19 protein-coding genes, 1 tRNA gene and 1 pseudogene are annotated in these 19,650 nt (G+C 66.4%); 11 read left to right on the top strand and 10 right to left on the bottom strand.

Annotation, left to right across the window (positions count from 1 at the left end):
- Positions 1–8: 8 nt before the first annotated feature.
- On the bottom strand, positions 9–749 hold the full coding sequence (locus ACV7NQ_RS17415) for a dienelactone hydrolase family protein (RefSeq protein ID WP_463360636.1): 741 nt from the start codon (positions 747–749) through the stop codon (positions 9–11).
- A 96-nt stretch (positions 750–845) separates the two neighbouring features.
- Here ACV7NQ_RS17415 and hisC point away from each other — a divergent pair, with 96 nt between their 5' ends.
- Positions 846–1,922: a histidinol-phosphate transaminase gene (gene hisC, locus ACV7NQ_RS17410; RefSeq protein ID WP_463360635.1), complete on the top strand. Its 1,077-nt coding sequence runs from the start codon at positions 846–848 to the stop codon at positions 1,920–1,922.
- On the opposite strand, the gene ACV7NQ_RS17405 is transcribed toward hisC, so the two are convergent.
- Both ACV7NQ_RS17405 and ACV7NQ_RS17400 read right to left on the bottom strand, forming a co-directional pair.
- Complete coding sequence (locus tag ACV7NQ_RS17405; protein ID WP_463360634.1) at positions 1,919–2,974, bottom strand: alpha/beta hydrolase; 1,056 nt, start codon at positions 2,972–2,974, stop codon at positions 1,919–1,921. The two genes, hisC and ACV7NQ_RS17405, sit on opposite strands and share 4 nt — an antisense overlap.
- Before the next feature lie 162 nt (positions 2,975–3,136).
- Positions 3,137–3,331, bottom strand: coding sequence for a HoxN/HupN/NixA family nickel/cobalt transporter (locus ACV7NQ_RS17400; RefSeq protein WP_463365709.1), 195 nt, complete (start codon positions 3,329–3,331; stop codon positions 3,137–3,139).
- Positions 3,332–3,943: 612 nt separating this feature from the next.
- Between ACV7NQ_RS17400 and ACV7NQ_RS17395 the strand changes: the two genes are divergently transcribed.
- The 3 genes from ACV7NQ_RS17395 (at position 3,944) to ACV7NQ_RS17385 (ending at position 6,739) form a co-directional block, all read left to right on the top strand.
- A complete protein-coding gene (locus ACV7NQ_RS17395) occupies positions 3,944–4,996 on the top strand; it encodes a nitric oxide synthase oxygenase (protein ID WP_463360633.1) in 1,053 nt (350 codons plus the stop codon).
- Between the two features lie 191 nt (positions 4,997–5,187).
- The gene (locus ACV7NQ_RS17390) at positions 5,188–5,979 is read left to right on the top strand and encodes a 2OG-Fe(II) oxygenase family protein (protein WP_463360632.1); all 792 of its coding nucleotides are present in this window, start codon (positions 5,188–5,190) and stop codon (positions 5,977–5,979) included.
- Positions 5,966–6,739, top strand: coding sequence for an SDR family NAD(P)-dependent oxidoreductase (locus tag ACV7NQ_RS17385; protein ID WP_463360631.1), 774 nt, complete (start codon positions 5,966–5,968; stop codon positions 6,737–6,739). The genes ACV7NQ_RS17390 and ACV7NQ_RS17385 overlap by 14 nt, the downstream gene beginning before the upstream one ends.
- A 346-nt stretch (positions 6,740–7,085) precedes the next feature.
- Here ACV7NQ_RS17385 and ACV7NQ_RS17380 read toward each other — a convergent pair.
- The 3 genes and pseudogenes from ACV7NQ_RS17380 to ACV7NQ_RS17370 all read right to left on the bottom strand — a co-directional run.
- Positions 7,086–7,170: transfer RNA gene (locus tag ACV7NQ_RS17380), tRNA-Ser, on the bottom strand.
- Positions 7,171–7,194: 24 nt separating this feature from the next.
- The gene (locus ACV7NQ_RS17375) at positions 7,195–7,695 is read right to left on the bottom strand and encodes a MarR family winged helix-turn-helix transcriptional regulator (protein ID WP_463365708.1); all 501 of its coding nucleotides are present in this window, start codon (positions 7,693–7,695) and stop codon (positions 7,195–7,197) included.
- A 66-nt stretch (positions 7,696–7,761) separates the two neighbouring features.
- Positions 7,762–8,040 (bottom strand): annotated as a pseudogene (locus ACV7NQ_RS17370) (alpha-hydroxy-acid oxidizing protein); the annotation flags it as partial.
- Between the two features lie 324 nt (positions 8,041–8,364).
- On the opposite strand from ACV7NQ_RS17370, the gene ACV7NQ_RS17365 reads away from it, so the two are divergent.
- Positions 8,365–9,369 carry an NAD(P)H-quinone oxidoreductase gene (locus ACV7NQ_RS17365; RefSeq protein ID WP_463360630.1) on the top strand — a complete coding sequence of 335 codons (1,005 nt, stop codon included), beginning with the start codon at positions 8,365–8,367 and terminating at the stop codon, positions 9,367–9,369.
- Positions 9,370–9,418: 49 nt separating this feature from the next.
- Here ACV7NQ_RS17365 and ACV7NQ_RS17360 read toward each other — a convergent pair whose 3' ends face one another.
- Entirely contained in the window at positions 9,419–10,621 is a 1,203-nt protein-coding gene (locus ACV7NQ_RS17360) for a cysteine desulfurase-like protein (RefSeq protein ID WP_463360629.1), read from the bottom strand.
- 230 nt (positions 10,622–10,851) lie between these two features.
- On the opposite strand from ACV7NQ_RS17360, the gene ACV7NQ_RS17355 reads away from it, so the two are divergent.
- The 4 genes from ACV7NQ_RS17355 to glfT1 all read left to right on the top strand — a co-directional run bounded on the left by ACV7NQ_RS17355 (position 10,852) and on the right by glfT1 (position 14,655).
- Positions 10,852–11,460 (top strand): bacterial proteasome activator family protein, encoded by a 609-nt coding sequence (locus ACV7NQ_RS17355; RefSeq protein WP_463360628.1) that lies wholly within the window; start codon positions 10,852–10,854, stop codon positions 11,458–11,460.
- Between the two features lie 230 nt (positions 11,461–11,690).
- The gene (gene wzm / locus ACV7NQ_RS17350; protein WP_463360627.1) at positions 11,691–12,611 is read left to right on the top strand and encodes a galactan export ABC transporter permease subunit Wzm/RfbD; all 921 of its coding nucleotides are present in this window, start codon (positions 11,691–11,693) and stop codon (positions 12,609–12,611) included.
- 13 nt (positions 12,612–12,624) lie between these two features.
- On the top strand, positions 12,625–13,464 hold the full coding sequence (gene wzt, locus ACV7NQ_RS17345) for a galactan export ABC transporter ATP-binding subunit Wzt/RfbE (RefSeq protein WP_463360626.1): 840 nt from the start codon (positions 12,625–12,627) through the stop codon (positions 13,462–13,464).
- 150 nt (positions 13,465–13,614) lie between these two features.
- Positions 13,615–14,655, top strand: a complete 1,041-nt coding sequence (gene glfT1 / locus ACV7NQ_RS17340; RefSeq protein ID WP_463360625.1) for a galactofuranosyltransferase GlfT1 — start codon at positions 13,615–13,617, stop codon at positions 14,653–14,655.
- Here the strand turns inward: glfT1 and ACV7NQ_RS17335 are convergent.
- Positions 14,652–15,083 (bottom strand): hypothetical protein, encoded by a 432-nt coding sequence (locus tag ACV7NQ_RS17335; protein WP_463360624.1) that lies wholly within the window; start codon positions 15,081–15,083, stop codon positions 14,652–14,654. The two genes, glfT1 and ACV7NQ_RS17335, sit on opposite strands and share 4 nt — an antisense overlap.
- Before the next feature lie 21 nt (positions 15,084–15,104).
- On the opposite strand from ACV7NQ_RS17335, the gene ACV7NQ_RS17330 reads away from it, so the two are divergent.
- Both ACV7NQ_RS17330 and ACV7NQ_RS17325 read left to right on the top strand, forming a co-directional pair.
- Positions 15,105–15,821: a hypothetical protein gene (locus tag ACV7NQ_RS17330; RefSeq protein ID WP_463360623.1), complete on the top strand. Its 717-nt coding sequence runs from the start codon at positions 15,105–15,107 to the stop codon at positions 15,819–15,821.
- 180 nt (positions 15,822–16,001) lie between these two features.
- Entirely contained in the window at positions 16,002–16,871 is an 870-nt protein-coding gene (locus tag ACV7NQ_RS17325; protein ID WP_463360622.1) for an SDR family oxidoreductase, read from the top strand.
- Between the two features lie 138 nt (positions 16,872–17,009).
- Here the strand turns inward: ACV7NQ_RS17325 and ACV7NQ_RS17320 are convergent, their stop codons facing one another.
- Together ACV7NQ_RS17320 and ACV7NQ_RS17315 are read right to left on the bottom strand one after the other, a co-directional pair.
- Positions 17,010–18,911 carry a glycosyltransferase gene (locus tag ACV7NQ_RS17320; protein ID WP_463360621.1) on the bottom strand — a complete coding sequence of 634 codons (1,902 nt, stop codon included), beginning with the start codon at positions 18,909–18,911 and terminating at the stop codon, positions 17,010–17,012.
- Positions 18,912–19,033: 122 nt separating this feature from the next.
- Positions 19,034–19,618: a GtrA family protein gene (locus ACV7NQ_RS17315; protein ID WP_463360620.1), complete on the bottom strand. Its 585-nt coding sequence runs from the start codon at positions 19,616–19,618 to the stop codon at positions 19,034–19,036.
- Positions 19,619–19,650: the final 32 nt, after the last annotated feature.

The raw sequence follows: 19,650 nt of genomic DNA, 5'->3' as shown, positions 1-19,650 counted from the left end.
CCTGGTTGTCAGCGTAAATTGCTGTCGAACCAGTCGAAGATCCTGGTTTGTGAGTCGACGAAGTCGAAGTCGTCGTCGGCGCCGGGGTGGTCGGCCCGGTGATGCAGGCCGGGATAGCTCACGACGAGGCTCGCCGCCAAGGCGCGGGCGGTGGCGTCGCGGAGTTGGTCGACGTGTGCGGGCGGGGTGGCGGGGTCGTCGGTGCCGAAGAGGCCGAGCCACGGCGCCTGCAGGTTCGGGGCCGCGTGCACCAGGGCGTCGGCCTGGTCGGTGAGCGGTTCGACGATCCCGGACGCGGCCACGCTCACCGCCGCGCCGATCGGGCGATTGGTGGCGACCAGAAAGGCCGCGGTGCCCGCGTGGTCGAAGCCGAGCACGCCGATGCAGTCGGGGAACACGCCGCGGCGGGTCAGCCAGTCGAAGCAGGCGTCGAAGTCCTCGAAGAGTTGGTCGCCGAACACCCCGGCGGCCGGATCGCCGGTCACCCGATGGAACAGATTGGGCGCGACCACCGTCCAGCCCTCGGTCGCCAGGGCGCCCATCAGGTCCAGCAATGTGCCGGTGAACTCCCTGGATTCGTGCAGCACCACGATCCCGCCGCGCGCGTTGCCCTCCGGCTCGGCCACGGTGATGGGCACATATTTGTTGTCGGCTTGTGGCCGATCCTCCTGCGACGATTCCGCGTCTCGGTCGGAATTCATGTCGTCGCCACCGCGCAGCGGCGCAATATCGTCATATATGCCCGACATGGAACCAGAATATGGCGACTTCGTTATCTTCGCGAGAAATTGCACGTCAGCGGCCCTTGCCCACAGATTTTCTGGTACCGGGCCTAGGGTAGGAGTGTGAGCGTGCAGATCCGGCCGGACCTTGATTCTATCCCGGCGTACACCCCCGGCCGCAGCCATCCAGGCGCCGTCAAGCTGGCAAGCAATGAGACGACCTTCGGTCCGCTGCCGGCCGCCGCCAAGGCGATCGCCGAGGCCGCCGAACTGGCCAACCGGTATCCGGACAATCAGGCCAGCGAGCTACGTGCGGCGCTCGCGGACTTTCTCGGCGTCTCCGTGGCGAACGTCGCGGTTGGCTGCGGCAGCGTCGCACTGTGTCAGGAGCTGGTGCAGATCACCTGCTCCGCGCCGACCGACGAGGTGCTGTTCGCCTGGCGCTCGTTCGAGGCGTATCCGATCGTCACCCAGGTCGGCAACGCGACCATCGTGCAGGCGCCGCTCACCCCGGACCTGGTGCACGATCTGGACGCGATGGCGGCCGCGGTCACCGAGCACACCAAGCTGATCTTCGTCTGCAACCCGAACAACCCGACCGGCACCGCGGTCGGCAAGGCCGAGCTGACGCGTTTCCTCGACTCGATCCCCGAGCACGTGCTGATCGTGCTCGACGAGGCCTACTACGAGTACATGCGGCTGACCCCGCAGGAGCGCCCGGACGGCGTGGAGTTCGGCCGCAGCCGACCCAATGTCGTTGTGCTGCGCACCTTCTCCAAGGCCTACGGCTTGGCCGGCCTGCGCGCCGGGTACGCCGTCGGCGATCCGGCCGTGATCACCGCGCTGATGAAAGTGCACATCCCGTTCAGCGTGAACCAGGTCGCGCAGGCCGCAGCGATCGCCTCGCTGGAGGCGCGGCACGAATTGCTGGATCGGACCGACGACCTCATCATCGAACGCGGCCGGATCCGTGACGCGCTGCTCGCCGCCGGTTACCGGGTGCCGCCGAGCGAGACGAACTTCGTCTGGCTGCCGCTGGGCGCGCGCGGCGCCGAGTTCGGTGAGGCGAGCGCGGAAGCGGGTGTGCTGGTGCGTCCGTACGGCACCGACGGTGTGCGGGTGACCATCGGCGATCCGCACGAAAACGATCAGTTCCTGCGCTTCGCCACTGATCCGGCCGTGGTGGCGCGGTTCGGCTAAGCGACGCCGAGCGCCCGCGAGATCGTCGGCCAGGACCGGGCCAGCTCGTCGCTCCAGTAGGGCCACGAGTGGGTTCCGGTCAGCCGGAAGTGCGCGGTCACCGGAATGCCCAGGGTGATGAGCCGATCGGCGAGCCGGTGCGTGCAGGCATTGGCGGCGGCCTCGAGCGCACCCCCGAATCCGATGGTGCTGACCAGGTCCGGGTTGTCGGGTCTGTCGTACTTGCCGGGTAGACCGCTGCCGACCGACAGGTAGATTGCCTTGCCGCGCAAGGCTTCCGCGTGCACTATTACGTCATGGTCGAGCCAGGCGGGATCGTTCTGTGGGCCGAACATGTTGTCGGGCTCGCCGCTGTAGGTGGCCACCACCGCACGGGCCTGCGCCTGTCCCAGATCGGTTCCCATGGAAAAACATCCGCTGTGCGCCGCGACCGCCGTGTACAGCTTCGGGTGCCGGAAGGCGAGCATCATGGCGGCCTCGGCGCCCATGGAGACGCCGACGACCGCGTTGCGGCCGTTGCCGTCGAACTTCGCGTCGATCAGCGGCGGCAGTTCGCGGGCCAGAAAGGTCTCCCACATGTTGGTGCCGAGCACCGGATCCGGCTGCTGCCAGTCGGTATAGAAGCTGGCCGGGCCGCCCACCGTGAGCACCACATTGACGTCTTTGTCTTCGAAGAATTGGTCGGCGTGCCCGAGTTCGGTCCAGTTGTTGCTGGTCGGGTTCGCGCTGCGGCCGTCGAGCATGTACACCGTCGGGCGCGGATGGCTCTGGTCGCGCGGCAGCAGCACCTGCACCTCGACCGAGCGGCTCATCGCGGGCGAGTGCACGAACACCCGTAGCCAGCGATCGGTGATCGGTTCGATGCGGTCGATGGTGGGTTTCGCCGCGGGCGGTGTGGTCGGCTCGGCCGGGCTCGGACCATCCGATGATCCAGTGTCGGCCGGTGGCGTCGCCCATCCTTGCGGTGCACCGACTGCCGCCGCACCCGATATCAGTGCGACGCTCACCATGACGCTGGAAACCCAACGACGGACCCCGCGCCGAGACAGCATGACAGCCATACTGCCAGAAACGCTCAGGTCAAAGCGGTTGCGATACCTAACGGCCGGTATTTGTGACAGGCTAAACTTTCATTTCCTAGTCGGTAGCCAGCGTGCCCTGCCAGCGGCGTTCCACTCCGGCGAAGCGCCACACCGCTACCGCGATCGCCCACGTCACCACGAATAGACCGACCACGATGTAACCGAGATCACCCAAATCGAGGTTCCCGATCCAGGCGATGATCCCCGACCGCTGTCCTGCGCCACCAACTTTCGCGTCGTGTTGTCGATCGCGGCGATGCGGTCGGCCTCGAAGGCATGCCGCATCCCCAATGCGTACGCGGTGAGACCGAGTCCGACGCCGAACACCGCCCCCTGTACCACGTGCTGCCCCGGCACCACGAACAGCAGCAATGTCCCCTACCCGAGGACATGAAGCGCGACGACAGCAACCGCAATACCCACGACACCGCGCACGAGCCAAACCCTCACTGCTGGACGATCCGAACCGATCAACCGTACCGCCGCACCGGCACACCGGTTGGTCCTCGGCGATCCGAACAGGCATTACATCGAATCTAGGCACACGACCAGCACACCGGCCTTACGCTGCTACACGGGCCTTTTCAGGCGTCGAACGGGACGGGCATGATCACCGACAGCAAACACCGGCATCGAGGTCGCGGCGCCGTGCGTGGGTGCGACGACCCGAAAGCCCGCTCGGCAGCCCCTTTCGATCACCACCGCACTCCGGCAGCCACGGCAACAAGACGGCTATCTCGTGGCCCGCCCGCCATGATCGGTATCGGCCGCGCCCGCATGCGCGAATTCTCTGCTCGAAAGATGTCTGTCTGTTTGGCCGCAGTACCTGATGCCCGACCGGAGAAAACTGTGAACCAAGTCCTACCCGTACCGTCGCTCGAAACTGCCCTCGAATCTACTTCCGACACAAAGCCTTTCAGCCTAGACCTACGTCGGCGAATGCATGATTGCGACGAATTCTTTCGTCTCCCCGAGCTGGCGCACCTCTCGTCACACCGCCGCCGCTCGGCGCTGGAGCAGCTCGAAGAGACCGGCGGCTACGTGCAGACCGCCGAGGAAATCTTGATCGGAGCGAAGCTCGCGTGGCGCAATCATGCCCGCTGCGTCGGTCGAAAGCATTGGCGCTCACTCAAACTGCTCGACGCCAGGCGGCTGCGCTCGGCCAGGGAACTCGCCGAGGTGTGCTGGCAGCATCTGCACATGGCCACCAACGGCGGCGCCATCCAGTCGATGATCACCGTCGGCCCGCCGCGCCAGCCCGACGGCCGCGAATTCCGTATCGTCAGCCCACAATTGATCCGCTACGCGGGGTATGGCAATGGCGACGGCAGTGTCACCGGCGACGCGGCCAATGTCGCGATCACCGAGTTCGCGATGAAGCTCGGCTGGCGCGGAACGGGTTCGCCGTTCGACATCCTGCCGCTACTCATCAGCACGCCGGACGAGCCGATCCGCTGGTTCGACATTCCGCCCGAACTGGCCCGCGAGGTCGAACTCGAGCATCCCGACTTCGACTGGTTCGCGGGGCTCGGCCTGAAATGGCATGCGCTGCCCGTGGTTTCGAATATGAACCTGGAGGTCGGCGGCATCACCTACCCGTTCGCCCCGTTCAACGGCTGGTACATGGGCGCCGAGATCGGCGCCCGCAACCTCAGCGACACCAACCGCTACAACATGCTCCCGCTGATCGCCGACATGATGGGCCTGGACACCGGCACCGAACGTACCCTCTGGCGCGACCGAGCCCTCGTCGAACTGAACCGCGCCGTCCTCTACAGCTTCCGTAAGTCCGGCGTCTACATCGTCGACCACCACACCGTAGCCAAACAATTCTGCGACCACGTCAAACGCGAAGAAGCCGCGGGCCGCACCTGCCCCACCGACTGGACCTGGGTAAACCCCCCGATCTCCTCGGGCCTGACCCCCACCTTCCACCGGTACTACGACCCGCCGGACATGGACATCCGCCCGAACTTCGTCCGCCGCACGTAGACAACGCGCCTGCCTGGGCACTCAGCAGGTCCGCTGAGTACCAGGGAGGCGGATGAGCTCGGAGACGGAGGGATTTGAACCGTGCTGTCGCAGCGGTCGACTCACCCCTCCGGCCGCGCACGCGAACACCCACCGCCGCGAGCCGGAGGCGGGCAATATGATCGCGAGTGTTCGACCGGGAGGGAGTGACGGTGACAACCGAGTCGGTACTAGAGGCGCCCGCGGTGCCGCCGTGGTTCACGGATCTGTTCGCCCATCGGCGCTGGATACGCCGCAGTCAGCCGTTCCCGCACGTGTATGCCCGTGACGTGTTCGTGCCCGAGTTCTATCAGCGGATGACCGACGAGCTGGGGCGGATCCAGCGCGAACGCCCCGGATTGTTCGGGAAGGTCGCGGCGGATTACAGCGCCGACGGGGTGCGCCTCGCCGATCTGCGAGACGGCCCGCTCGCGGTGTTCGCCTCCCGGGAATGGCACGACCTCGTCGCGGGGATCGCGGGAGTCACCGCGACCGGTGATATCGAGGGATCGGTCCATCACCACACGCCGGGCGCCCCGTACGGTTGGCCGCACAACGACCTCAATCCCGCCTGGTTTCCCGGCGAGCCTCCTGCTCCCGACGAGGTGCGGCTGCCGGACGAGACGGTGGACACGAAGTCCGGTGCACGCGCATCGGGTGTCGTCGCCCGCGAGTCGGTGCGTGCGGTGGCGGTGCTGTTCTATTTCGGCAATCCGGGCTGGCAGCCGGGTGACGGCGGCGAGACCGCGCTCTACGACCACATCGCCGAGGGCGAGAAGCTGCCGCAGCTGACCCTCATCCCGCCACTGGACAATTCGCTGATCCTCTTCGAAGTCACGCCGCGGACGTGGCACACCTTCGCGGGCAACAACACCAAGGACCGCAACAACGTGGTGATGTGGGTACACCGGACCAAGGACGACGCGGTGCGGCGCTGGGGCGGAGACAAGATTGTCTATTGGTGAACGCCGGGTCTGCCTGCTCACGGGCGCGAGCGGCACGCTGGGCGACGTTTTCTGCCGGTCCTATTACACCGAGTACGACATCGTCGCGGTATGCCGCACCCACACGCCCGCGGTGCCGTCGCAGCTGGAGTGGTTCGTCGATCCGCTCCAGCCGGAACAGGCGGTACCGGAGAATGATTCGCGGATCTTCGTGGTCCGCGCCGATCTCACCCAGCCCGGCGAGGTCGAGCGCGTGGTCGATCTCGCACTTGCCCGGTACGGGCGGGTCGATCTGCTGGTCAACAACGCCGCCCACATCCGGCTGCAGCCACGCGGGATCGTCGACGGCGATGCCGCGCTGGAGCAGTTCGAGCCCCATTTCGCACTGAATGTTGGCGTGCCGCTGCGCTTTTCGGCTCGACTTGCGCAACGGTTCTGGCTGCACGCGGGGGCGGAGAACCGCGCGGAGAACCGGAACATCGTCAACGTCTCCAGCATTTCCGGCTCGGAGGTGTACCCGGGGCAGACGCTCTATTCCGCGTCGAAGGCCGCGCTCAACCAGTTGACCCGGAATATCGCCGAGGAATTCGCGGAGTTCGGGGTGCGCGCGAATGCCATCGCGCCCAACAATTTTCCGGCGCTGGTGCCCACCGAGCAGGTCGCGCAGGCGATCGTCGAACTCGATGTGAGCACCCTGACCGGCGGCGTGTTCGGCGTCGGCGTGGAGCCGGACGATACGGAGGGTGGCCTCCACCCCCGGCTCGCCGAAGCCGAGCACTAGCCGCTACTCGGCCGAACCGGCAACCCGCTCGGACATCTCCCACAACTGAAGCGCGAGAGCGGGATCCACCGCTTGCCTATTACTCGGCCCGCTTTGAGCCAACGACTGCGCACTCGTGTCGGTGGTTTGGGCTGGGCGGGCTGCAGGGTGGCGGCGATCGCGGCGGCAGGGAATACTATCTCGGCGCGCACGTGCTGACGGCAGACGGGTGCCGATGCACGGGTTGGCCGGAATCAGCGGCTCCGGTTCGAAGGCCGCTGCCGCCCCCATCGCGGCGTAGCGGAAGCCGTGCTCACCGCAGGCCGGGAGAGTTCGAAAAACTACCCCGGACCTACGGCGCAACCGGCGGAGACGGAGGGATTTGAACCCCCGGTCGCTCTCGCGACGCTCGCTTTCAAGGCGAGTGCATTCGGCCGCTCTGCCACGTCTCCAGGGTCACGATGGTAGCGGACGCGCTAATCGGCACGCTCGCCGATTGCCTGGTCGACGCGAGCGAAGACCTCGCCGATGATCTCCAGTTGGCCGGGGGTCAGCAGGTCGACGAAGTCGCGGCGGACGGCCTCGACGTGGCCGGGGGCGGCGGACTCCAGGCGGCGCATGCCCTCGTCGGTGAGTTCGGCGAGGACGCCGCGGCCGTCTTCGAGGCAGGTGTTGCGGCGCACCATCTGTTGCGCCTCCATGCGCTGGATCTGGTGGGTCAGCCTGCTTCGAGACGACAGCACACCGTCGGCGAGCTCGCTCATCCGCAGCGACCGGTCGGGCGCCTCGGAGAGGAGCACGAGGATCCGGTACTCGGCGACGCTGAGATCGCAATCTTGTTGCAGCTGACGGTTCAGCACCGTCATCAGGCGCAGGTGGCCGTCCATGAAGGCCCGCCATGCGCGCTGCTGCGCCGGGGCAAGCCACTTCGGCTCAGCGGGCGCGCGACCGCTCGGTTCGGGATGCACGTTCACCATTCTAAGCTGGGCTGAACTGGGGAAATCCCCGCGCGGGGCGGCTGCGCGGGCGGTCGCGACGAACGATCGGTTCAATTCGACGGGCCTCGCGCACCCGGTCAGACCCAATGTCGAGTCGAAATCGGACAGCAGAAGCCGCAGGGCATGGCGCACTCCGGCGTGGCCGGCGATGCCGGGACCATAGAACCACGGCCGCCCGTACAGCACCGCCTTCGCGCCGAGCGCCAGCGCGATCAGCATGTCCGAGCCGGTGCGGATGCCGGAGTAGAAGAGCCTCGGTGGTGGAAGACGCCGCGGTCGACAGCAGCCCAGGCCGAGTTCCTTGGTGACCTCGCCGACGACCACCTCGCCGCGCTCGTGCGGCAATTCGAGCACCCCCACCGGCGCGGTCAGCACCAGCGCGGCCAATCACGTCCCGAGCACCTCCACCGCCAGATCGCGGGCCCCTGGCCCGGAGGCGCCGCGCAGCATCCGCGGCACGATCCGATACCGATCGAAGGCCCCAATCCACCCAGGTAGATCTCATTCTGGAAGTCGACGAAACCGCTCACGGGAGGTCGGTAGTCCGTCCGGCCCATTCATGCGGCGTGCTCGCGAGATTGGTGGCCGAGGGCGGCGGATATACCGTCCCGCGCGCGGCCGGGCTCCGCAACCGGCAGTATGGGTCGTGTGCGAGCTATCAACCTGAATGGTTTCGGCGGCCCCGAGGTAATGGAGTGGACCGAGGCGCCCGATTCGGTGCCCGGGCATGGGGAGGTGCTGATCGAGGTCGCCGCGGCCGGTGTGAACCGCGCGGATCTCTTGCAGCGGCAGGGTTTCTATCCGCCGCCACCGGGTGCGAGCGACATCCTCGGCTTGGAAGTTTCCGGAGTGATCGCGGAGGTCGGCGACGGTGTGCGGGACTGGCAGGTGGGCGACCGGGTGTGCGCGCTGCTTTCCGGCGGCGGGTATGCCGAACGCGTCGTAGTGCCCGCTACACAGGTGTTGCCGGTGCCCGAGGGATTGGATCTCGGCGCGGCGGCCGGGCTGCCGGAGGTGGCCGCAACGGTGTGGTCGAACCTCGTCACGACCGCGGGACTGCGCGCGGGCCAGCTGGTGCTGATCCACGGTGGCGGCAGCGGGATCGGCACGCACGCCATCCAGTTGGCAAAGACCCGGGGTGCGCGAGTCGCGGTAACCGCCGGGTCGCAACAGAAGCTGGACCGCTGCAAGGAGCTCGGCGCGAGCGTGCTGATCAATTACCGCGAGGACGATTTCGTCGCGGCGATCCGTGCCGAGGAGTCCGGCGCGGGCGGCCCCGGCGCCGACATCATCCTCGACAACATGGGCGCCGCCTACCTGCCGCGCAATGTGAAGGCGCTGGCGCAGCACGGCCACCTGGTCGTCATCGGCATGCAGGGCGGCGTCAACGGTGAGCTGAATCTGGCTGCGCTGCTCGGCAAATGGGGCAGCGTGCACGCGAACAACGTGCGCAACAGACCCGCCACCGGCAACCACAGCAAGGCCACCATCATCGCCGAGCTGATCAGGCACGTCTGGCCCCTCATCGCCGACGGCACCATCGTTCCGGTCATCCACGCCGAACTGCCGATCAAGGACGCACCCGAGGCGCACCGCCTACTCGACTCCTCGGAAACCTTCGGCAAGGTCATCCTGCGCGTCCGCGACTTCTGACTCGAAAGTCCGCTCCCGCCAATCGGATCCGTACGAGGTTCGGCCGAGATCACTCCAGGGCGGCGAGGCCGCGGCCGAGCTGGTCGATCTCGAATTTCGTGGTGTACGGAGCCAGGCCGACGGTTACCGCGCCACCCTCGTCGTTGACGCCGAGTGCATCCAGCAGTCGGCTGCCGCCGTGCACGCCGCTGAGGGTGCCGATGCGGTTGTCGGCGAGTTTGGCGGCGACCTTTTCGGCCTGCATGCCGCCGAGGGTGAAGCTGACGGTCGGGATACGGGTGGAGGCGCGGCCGATGACGGTCAGGTTGGGGATCTTGTCGAGGACGTCCATCAGGTGCTCGAAGAGCTGATCGTGATAGTCCTGCAGCGAGATGATGGACATTTCCAAGCGCTCGCGGCGGGTGCCGACGGCCCGCTCGTCGAGCCCGGCCAAAAAATCGATCGATGTGGTCAGCCCGGCGAGCAGGGCGTACTGGTGGCCACCAACCTCGAGCCGCTCGGCACCTTTTGCGTACGGGTTCAACGACATCGACGGAATGCGATCCAGGAACGCGGGATCGCGGAACACCAGCGCACCGATCTGCGGGCCACCCCAGGCCGGGGCGCTCAGCGCGACCACGTCGGCATTCAGTTCGTCGATATCAATAAGCGCGTACGGCGAAGCACCGAACGCGTCGGCGACCAGCAGACCGCCCACCTCGTGCACGCGGTCCGCCGCAACCCGCACCGCGGGCGCGGACCCGACGATCGGCGACGCGGCGGTCAGCGCGACCAGCCGGGCGGTCGGCCCGATCAATTCCTCGAACTGCCAGGACGGCATCTCGCAGGTCTCGATCTCGACCTCGGCCCAGCGCACGTGCGCACCGTAGCGATTCGCGATCCGCAACCACGGCGCGACATTTGCCTCATCGTCCAGCCGCGACAATACGATCCCGGTGCCGAGCCCGAGCCGCGAACTCAGCGATTCCGCCAGCCAGGCCAACAAGACCGCTCGGTCCGGTCCGAGCACCACACCCGCGGGATCACCGCCGACCAGATCCGCGACGGCCTCGCGGGCCGCGTACAGGATCTCGGCGCTGCGCACGGCGGCGCCGTTGCGTCCGATATGGGAAAACGACGACATGCGGAAACCTGTTGATACGGCACGAGATACCGAATCCGGGACCAGCATGCCCGCTTGCGGGTCGAGATGGATCCAGCCGTCGCCCAGGGACGGTATCAGGCCCCGAACCCTCGCGACGTCGTAAGTCATGTTGGCCACTCTAAGGGCAGCGGGCGAGGCTGCGTAACCGCGTTCCCTCTCTCGCGGATGGACACCAGCAGGCACGAGCGCAACAACCTGGGACTCAGCATGGCAACCGACTTTCAACAAATCCGAACCACACGACCCGAACAGAATAGAACGCCAGCGCACCACCGCGGCACGGACTCCGATGACCTCCGCCTTAGCGCGTTCGCGTGCGACGCGACATGATGGGGAACATGACGCAATCGGATGAGGCACCGGAATCCATCGTCGTGATCGGACCCGACGGCCGGCCGCTGGAAATCCCAGTGGAGGCCGGGGCGGACACGCCCTTCACCGCACAGGTGGTCACCGACAGCGATAAGAAATCCGACCAATCGGATGAAAATGATGAATCCGGCGAATCGCTCGCCGACATGGTCGAACAACCCGCCAAGGTCATGCGCATCGGCACCATGATCAAGCAACTGCTCGAGGAGGTGCGCGCGGCACCGCTCGACGATGCCAGCCGGACCCGACTTCGCGAGATCCACAAATCCTCGGTCCGAGAGCTCGAGCAGGGCCTCGCCCCCGAATTGCGCGACGAACTCGAGCGGCTCACGCTGCCGTTCACCGACGACGCCATCCCCACCGACGGCGAGCTGCGCATCGCACAGGCCCAGCTGGTCGGCTGGCTGGAAGGCCTGTTCCACGGCATCCAGACCGCACTGTTCGCACAGCAGATGGCGGCGCGGGCACAACTGGAGCAGATGCGTCAAGGTGCACTGCCGCCCGGTATCCATGCCGTCGATCCCCGCGGCGGTCAACCCGGCCAGGTCACCGGCGGCACCGGTCAGTATCTCTGAGCGACGGCACCCGTGTGTGCCACCCGGGCCGGTCGGGGTTTGCAAGGGTAGTGTCGAGCACCGTGCCCGCCGCTGCCGCTCGCCCCGACTCGGTTTCCGATGTGAGTCCGGTGCGTACTGAAGAGAGCCATGTGCATTCAGCTGACAGCCAAGCGTCGTTGGACGAGACGCCTTCGGGCGAGAGCCGAGTGCGTTCCGAAGAGAGCCCCGTGCAATCGAATGAGAACCCGGTGAGCCCAGACAAGAACCAGGACGAGAATCCGGCTCCGAAAGAGAACACGGCCGCGCCTACCGAGACCGGATCGGTCGCCGTAGCCGCGCCGCCGGTATCGGATTCGCAGACCTTCCACCGCGCGTCCAGGGACTTCCGGGACGGTTTCGCACAGCGCGAGCTCTGGCTCTCCCTCGGCTGGCAGGACATCAAACAGCGCTACCGCCGGTCGGTGCTCGGCCCGTTCTGGATCACCATTGCCACCGGCCTGCAGGCCGCGGCCATGGGTGTGCTGTACGCGACACTGCTCGGTCAACCACTGAAGGGCTATCTGCCCTACGTGACGGTCGGGCTCATCGTCTGGAATGTCATCCAGGCGAGCATTCTCGAAGGCTCCGAGGTATTCATTGCCAATGAGGGCCTGATCAAACAACTTCCGTCGGCGCTGAGCGTGCATGTCTTCCGGCTGGTGTGGCGGCAGATGCTGTTCTTCGCGCACAACATGGTCATCTATCTGGTGCTGCTTGCCGCCTTCGGTGTCTGGGAGCACTTGAGATGGTCCAGCCTGCTGGCGATTCCGGCGATGGTGCTGCTGTTCCTCAACTCGATGTGGGTGTCGATCGTGTTCGGCATTTTCAGCACCCGCTACCGCGATATCGCGCCCATTCTCGGCAGCACGACGCTGATGCTTTTCGTGCTCACGCCGGTCATGTGGACCACGAGTAACCTGCAGTCGCAGATCGGCGGCAACCACGATCGGGCCAGGCTGGCCGAACTCGTCCCGACCTTCCACTACCTCGAAATCGTCCGCGCCCCGCTGCTCGGCGAACCACAGGCGCTGCGCCACTGGGTGATCGTCGGCGCGATCACCATGGTCGGCTGGATCGTGGCGATCTTCGCTATGAAGCAGTACCGTTCGCGCGTGCCGTACTGGGTATAGGAGATTGGCCTCGATGACCGATCATGTGAATATCGAAACCCACCAGGCGTGGGTGGAGTTCCCGATTTTCGACGCGAAGTCGCGGTCGTTGAAGAAGGCGGTCCTCGGCAAGGCCGGTGGCGCGATCGGACGCAATCGGTCCGACGTGGTAGTGGTCGAGGCGTTGCGCGATATCACGCTGTCGCTGAAAGAGGGCGACAAAGTCGGCCTGGTCGGACATAACGGCGCGGGCAAATCAACGCTGCTGCGGCTGCTTTCGGGAATTTACGAACCGTCGCGCGGCAGCGCGCGCATCCGGGGCAGGGTGGCGCCGGTGTTCGATCTAGGCGTCGGCATGGACCCGGAGATTTCCGGCTACGAGAACATCATCATCCGCGGCCTGTTCCTCGGGCAGACGCGCAAGCAGATGCTGTCCAAGATCGATGAGATCGCCGATTTCACCGAGCTCGGTGAATATCTGTCCATGCCGCTGCGCACGTACTCCACCGGCATGCGGGTAAGGCTCGCGATGGGCGTGGTCACCTCGATCGACCCGGAGATCCTGCTGCTGGACGAGGGTATCGGCGCGGTCGATGCCGAATTCATGAAGAAGGCCAGGATCCGATTGCAATCACTGGTGGCCAGGTCCGGCATCCTGGTGTTCGCCAGCCATTCCAATGAATTCCTCGCGCAACTCTGCGATACGGCCATGTGGATCGACCACGGGCAGATCCGTTTGCGCGGCGGTATCGAAGAAGTGGTGCGCGCCTACGAAGGACCGGACGCGGGAAACCACGTCGCCACCGTGCTGCGCGAAATGGAAGCCGAGCGGACAATGGGAACCGAACGAGAACTGGAGCGGAACCAGGCATGAGCGAGCGCAGCGAGCGAATCGTGTTGCAGCGCGCATCGCGCATGGCGGAGCCGAGCGTCAGCGAGGCGCAGGCATGAGCGAGCGCAGCGAGCGAATCGTGTTGCAGCGCGCATCGCGCATGGCGGAGCCGAGCGTCAGCGAGGCGCAGGCATGAGCGAGTCGACCGGGCAGGAACCCCCGATCAACGCAGGGGACCCGTCCCCGGTCGAGTCGCCGGAACCCGCGCAGGCAGGGACGCCCGATCCTGATGCGGCAGTAGCGTTCACCCCGGTCGGCACCGGCCCGGATGCTCGAATCGTCGCGGTCGTGGTGACCCATAAGCGGCGGGAACTGCTCGCGGAATCGCTGAAAGTTGTTACCTCCCAGTCGCGTCCGGTGGATCACCTGATCGTGATCGACAACGGGAACGAAGCCGAGGTCGCCGACCTGGTTCGGGAGCAGCCGATCGAATCGACCTATCTCGGTTCGGCGCACAACCTCGGTGGCGCAGGCGGTTTCGCGCTCGGCATGCTGCACGCGCTGACCCTGGGCGCGGACTGGGTGTGGCTGGCCGACGACGACGGCAGGCCCGAAGGCCCCGAGGTGCTGACCATCCTGCTGGATTGCGCTGAGCGGCACGGACTTTCCGAGGTCTCCCCGGTGGTCTGCGATATCGACGAACCGGACCGGCTCGCCTTCCCGCTGCGCCGCGGATTGGTGTGGCGACGCCTACGCTCCGAGCTGAGTTCATCAGAAACGACGAGCGCCGAAGACTTCCTGCCGGGCATCGCCTCGCTGTTCAACGGCGCCCTGATCTCCGCGAAGGCGGTCGACGTGATCGGCGTGCCCGACCTGCGCCTGTTCGTGCGCGGCGACGAGGTCGAGGTGCACCGCCGCCTGGTCCGCTCCGGTCTGCCCTTCGGCACCTGTCTACAGACGGCCTACCTACACCCCAATGGCGCCGCCGAATTCAAGCCGATCCTCGGCGGGCGCATGCACACCCAGTATCCCGACGACCCGGTGAAGCGCTACTTCACCTACCGCAACCGCGGCTACCTCATGTCCCAGCCCGGCATGCGAAAGCTGCTGCCCCAGGAATGGGTCCGGTTCTCCTGGTTCTTCCTCGTTACCCGCCGTGACCCCGCCGGCCTGCGCGAGTGGTTCCACCTCCGCAGCCTCGGCCGCCACGAACAATTCGGCAAACCGGACTAGAAATCGGGCTGGTCGCAGGGACAGATCCCGGCGGCAAATGTCGACACCGTGCTGATTCGGCCGACGGCGATGTCGATCTCGGGCGGATGCCGGCGCTGGCCTGGGAAAGCAATGCGCAGCCGATCGTACTGCTCACCAAAGCAGACGCGGCGCCGAAACACTGCCGGTTCGGCGATTGCGCACACAATCGCGAACCAGGCTGCGCGGTACGGGAAGCCATCGACAACGGCGAGCTTACCTAGCGTCGTCTCGACAGCTATCGCAAGCTGGCCAGGGAAAACGTGTGGATGGCCGCGCGCTCGGACACACGACTGCGGGCCGAGTGCGAGCGCGTGTGGCGCGACATCAATAAGCAGCAGCGCCTGTATTACAGGCGCGACACTCACGGCGCTGATCCGGCCGAATCGCGATAGGGTCGGCACGCACAAATCGCTATTTGGAGGGTTGAATTGAGTTACCCCGGCGGATATCCGCCTCAGGGCCAGCAGCCCGGGCAATGGCCTGGGCAGCCGGCATACGGTCAGCCCGCACCCCAGAGCGGGCAGTACCCACCGCCCTATGGTGCGCCACCACAATACGCACCGGCGCCGGGCCAGCCGGTTGGTCAGCCGCATCTGCTACAGCCCGCGGTCGGGCAACCGCAGTACGCCCAGCCCGCCGTCGGTCAGCCCTACGGCCAGCCGCAGTTCGGCGGGGCGCCGCAGTACGGCCAGCCGCCGGTACAGCAATTCGGCCAGCCTGCACCGCAATTCGCGCCACAGGCGCCTTACGGCGCGCCGCCCGCGCCGCCAGGGATCACCGTCGATTCCTCCTACACACCGGTGGCGTTCCTGCTCGGGCTGCTGACCAAGCCCAAGATCCGGATCAACGGTCAGCAGGTGCCGGGCACCCGGTGGGGCCCGACCCATATCCCGGTCGGGCCGGGCACCTACCAGGTGTGGGTGGCCACCCCGTGGCTGTTCGACATGGGCTCGAACCAGATAACGGTTCAGGTCGCGGAGGGTGCGGGTACCAGGATCTACTACCGCACGCCCGCGGTGTTCTTCCTCAGCGGCGCCATGGGCCTGGTGCCCCAGAAGACGCCGGGCATCCTGTTCATCTACCTCGGCTGGGCACTGGTCGCGCTACTGGTCCTGTTGCAGTTCATGATCCTCGCCTCCACCTGAGGGTGAGCGGTCTGAGTCACTCGGACCGCGCGCACGATCCGGCGCGCCGAACCACCACGGTTCGGCGCCCCACTTTCGACCACCTATGCAACTGGTTGCATAGGGGTAGGGTTTACCCTTAACGTGCAAACCGCGGAAGGCCGCGGGCGCCACCTGCGGCACATACGACAGGAGCAGGTCATGACGGAACCGAGATCCAAGCCGCTCGCGGGCAGGACGATGATCATGTCGGGCGGCAGCCGTGGCATCGGCCTGGAGATCGCCAGGCGGGCCGCGGCGGACGGCGCGAACATCACCCTGATCGCGAAGACCGACCAGCCGCATCCCAAGCTTCCCGGCACCATTCACACCGCCGCCGCGGAGATCGAGGCCGCGGGCGGCCAGGTGCTACCGTTCGTCGGCGACGTCCGCATCGACGAGTCGGTGGCCGAGGCCGTGCGCCAGACTGTGGAGCGATTCGGCGGCATCGACATCGTGGTCAACAATGCCTCGGCGATCGACCTGTCCCCCACCGACGCCATCTCGATGAAGAAGTACGACCTCATGCAGGACATCAACTGCCGCGGCAGTTTCCTGCTCTCCAAGCTCAGCATTCCGGCGCTGCGGGAATCGGCTGCGGCAGGCCGTAATCCGCACATCCTCACCCTGTCCCCGCCGCTGAACCTGGATCCCAAGTGGGCGGGTATGGCGCTGGGCTACACCATCGCCAAGTACGGAATGTCGCTGACCACATTGGGTTTGGCGGAGGAACTCGAGGGTGACGGCATCGGTGTCAACTCGCTGTGGCCGCGCACCACAATCGCCACCGCCGCAGTGCGCAATTTGCTCGGCGGCGACAAGATGATCTCCACCTCGCGCACCCCCGACATCTACGCCGACGCCGCCTACCTGGTGCTCACCTCACCGTCGAAAGAGACATCCGGCAACTTCTTCATCGACGACGATGTCCTTGCCGCCCACGGCATCACCGATCTGGACAAGTACCGCGTCGTCCCCGGCGACGGCGAACTCACCACCGACCTGTTCTTGTCCGCTCCACCGACTCTTTAGGCCGTACTGGTGAGTGCCGCGATCTCCACGTTCAGGTCCTGCGTTGGGTGCCTGATAAGCCTTGGGCGTGCCCGACAAGTTATTCGGCCACCAGAAGCGGCGCGGTGAAAGTCAGTACGGGCGCCGCCGACTGGCTGATCAGTCGCTCTTGATGCCGTAGAGACGCTCCCAGTTCGCGCGGCTGGTGAGCTCGGGGATCGCGGCGCGGTACTGCTGCTGCAGGGTGGGCAGTTCGCGGCGCAGACGGCGTAGGACGCGGATGGTGCGCAGCAGCAGGGCGCGGGCACGGGCCTTGTCGCGCCGGCGGATTCGGACGCCGGACTGAGAGGCGTCGGTGACCACGACGTGGTCGAACAGCGAGACATGCCACCAGTGCGCGTCCTCTCGGGTGACCCCGATCAGCCCGTGCTGGGTACGCCCGGTCCACTGGTTGATGGCCCGCTTGATCAGCACCGCGGTGGTCCGGCTCGGTTCACCACCGGCGCGTCGCAATTGGATATCGGCCGCCCGGACCGGTGGGGTCGCGGCGGGGTGCTTGAGCGTCTCCGCGTAGTCGGCGCGGCTGGTGCGGGCGGCGGCCAGTGCCGCGATGCCGCCGTCGCGCAACACCTTCGGGCCCTCCAGGAAATCCTCGATGCCCTGCAGCGTCGTGTGTACCAGGCCGTACTGCATGCCGACCAGGTGCTCGGCCAGATCGCGGAACAGCTTGCGCGTGATGGCCTTTCCATCGAGATCGGTGTGCAGCGCTCCGACGATGAGCGAGTTGCGCGTGCTGAAGTACCGCGCCCAGTCGTCGTAGTCCTTCCAGTAGAAGTCCGCATGCCACACCGCCGCATTCGGCAGCGTGACCGTGACGAAGCCGTTCTCGCGCGCGCGGATGCCGTATTCGACGTCGTCCCACTGGAAGAAGATCGGCACCGGCAGCCCGATCTTCGCGACCACCTCGGCCGGGATCAGGCAGGTCCACCAGGCGTTGTAACCGGCATCGACGCGACGCTCCTGGTTGCGCTTGAGCATGCTGGTGTTGCGCAGTGCCTTCGGCACCTTCTGGCCGTGCTTGAGCTCGTGCAGGTGCACTTCCTCGGCGCCGACGTTCAGATAGTCGGGGTTGAGCAAGAACAGCATCTGGGCGCCGACCAGCGTCGGCTCCACCGTCATATTGGCGAAGGCGTTGAGCCGCAATACCGTTTCCGGCTCGCACAGGATGTCGTCGTCCATCAGGATCACGTCGGCGTGCTCGTTCGCCGCGGAGACCTCGTACAGGCCGCGGGTGAAGCCGCCCGCGCCACCGAGATTCGGCTGCCGGATGTAGCGCAGCTTGTCCCCCAAGACCGGCAGAGTGTCCTGGAACACCGGACGGTTCTCCACCAGATCGGTGCCCTGATCCACCACGTAGACCGCGTCGATCGCGGCGAGCACGGTCGCGTCGGAGGCCAGCGCGGCCACCGTATTGGCGCAGTCCTCGGCCCGGTTGAACGTACAGATCGCGATCGCGACCGGCCGCACATGATCGGGCGCCACCGAGGTCCAGGTGAGCTCGGTAACCCCGAGGTCGCCGCCGCTGGCATCGAACTCGAGCCACAGCGCGCCGCCGTCGACGTACTGGTCCAGCGGCGCCGAGAGCGTCAGCGGGCCGCTCGCGGTGATCTCGGCGGTCTGGATGATCCGGCGATGCCCGGCGATATCGGAGGCGACGACCCGGATGCGCGCCTTCTTGGTCACATCCAGCACCATCGTCGCGCGCACCTCGGTGACGGTGGTCCAGCGCTGCCAGTAGCTGGCGGCGAACCGCCCGAAGTAGGTGTTGGTGTGCGCGGTGGCGCCCTTCTCCAGTCGTAGCGCCAGTCGCTCCCGATGCGACCGACCCTTCACGACGGCATACAACTCGTCGCTCACCTTCGCCGACGGCCCGATGAAGATGCCGCGCTGCAGCACAAGTCGGTCCGGTGCGCGATGGTCGGCGCGCAGCGCGGCCGGAGCGGCCGCCGCCGAAGGGCGATCGTTCGTTTCGGTAACGGCTTGGGTAGCCGACTGATCCATGAAGTTCCTCGAAATCCTCATTGTGCCGACGGGACAGACACGCCCCTGGATGCCGTTCGCGGCGGGCCCGAGGATATCAACAGGCCTCGGTACCTGCCTGCTCAGTGACCCGGGCGCCGCGGTCAGTTCTGTTGCTCGCCGTTCGCCAGGCTGCCTTCCTCCGCCGCGCCATCGGCGGCCCGCCCGCCCACGAAGACGAATCTGTCATAGGCCCAATAACGGAACACCACCGCGACGATCTGCCCGATCAGCGTGCCGGAAATGTTGTCCGACAGCGGTGTCGACACATCGAGCACATACCGGGAAAACCCGAGGCAGCCCAGTTGCAGGCCGATGGCGACCACATTGAATACGGCATAGAGCAGGTATTCGCGGCCCGGGTTGTCGGTCTTCTTGTGCGCGAAGGTCCACCATTTGTTACCGAAGTAGGTGACAACGGTAGCCACGGCGATCGCGATGATCTTGGCGGGCAACGGTGCGTGGTAGAGCACACCCTCCCCGCCCCAGAACACCAGCAGGTTGTAGGTGCCCGCATCGACGAGGAAGCCGATCGCGCCGACCACCAGGAACGCCCCGCCGCGCCGCAGCGCCGCGATCAACCTCGCGGTGAGCGGCTCATCCGGCGGAGTCCGCGGTTCGGAACTCGGCGTGAGAGGCAGGGAGCCGGACCGCTCGGGGAATGACACGGGCTGCTCGGGGTAAGACACTGAGCGACGGTACCCCAGTAGGCGACTGCCTC

It is taken from the genome of Nocardia sp. Tas62D01 (assembly GCF_055232035.1).
The sequence above is the reverse complement of the archived record's forward strand: the minus strand, read 5'-3'. Positions and strand labels throughout refer to the sequence as shown.

Coding starts and splice junctions, on each gene's coding strand:
- ACV7NQ_RS17415 (WP_463360636.1), bottom strand. CDS start 749: ATGTCGGGCATATATGACGATATTGCGCCGCTGCGCGGTGGCGACGAC.
- ACV7NQ_RS17405 (WP_463360634.1), bottom strand. CDS start 2,974: ATGCTGTCTCGGCGCGGGGTCCGTCGTTGGGTTTCCAGCGTCATGGTG.
- ACV7NQ_RS17395 (WP_463360633.1), top strand. CDS start 3,944: ATGCATGATTGCGACGAATTCTTTCGTCTCCCCGAGCTGGCGCACCTC.
- ACV7NQ_RS17375 (WP_463365708.1), bottom strand. CDS start 7,695: ATGGTGAACGTGCATCCCGAACCGAGCGGTCGCGCGCCCGCTGAGCCG.
- ACV7NQ_RS17360 (WP_463360629.1), bottom strand. CDS start 10,621: ATGACTTACGACGTCGCGAGGGTTCGGGGCCTGATACCGTCCCTGGGC.
- ACV7NQ_RS17355 (WP_463360628.1), top strand. CDS start 10,852: ATGACGCAATCGGATGAGGCACCGGAATCCATCGTCGTGATCGGACCC.
- wzt (WP_463360626.1), top strand. CDS start 12,625: ATGACCGATCATGTGAATATCGAAACCCACCAGGCGTGGGTGGAGTTC.
- glfT1 (WP_463360625.1), top strand. CDS start 13,615: ATGAGCGAGTCGACCGGGCAGGAACCCCCGATCAACGCAGGGGACCCG.
- ACV7NQ_RS17325 (WP_463360622.1), top strand. CDS start 16,002: ATGACGGAACCGAGATCCAAGCCGCTCGCGGGCAGGACGATGATCATG.
- ACV7NQ_RS17320 (WP_463360621.1), bottom strand. CDS start 18,911: ATGGATCAGTCGGCTACCCAAGCCGTTACCGAAACGAACGATCGCCCT.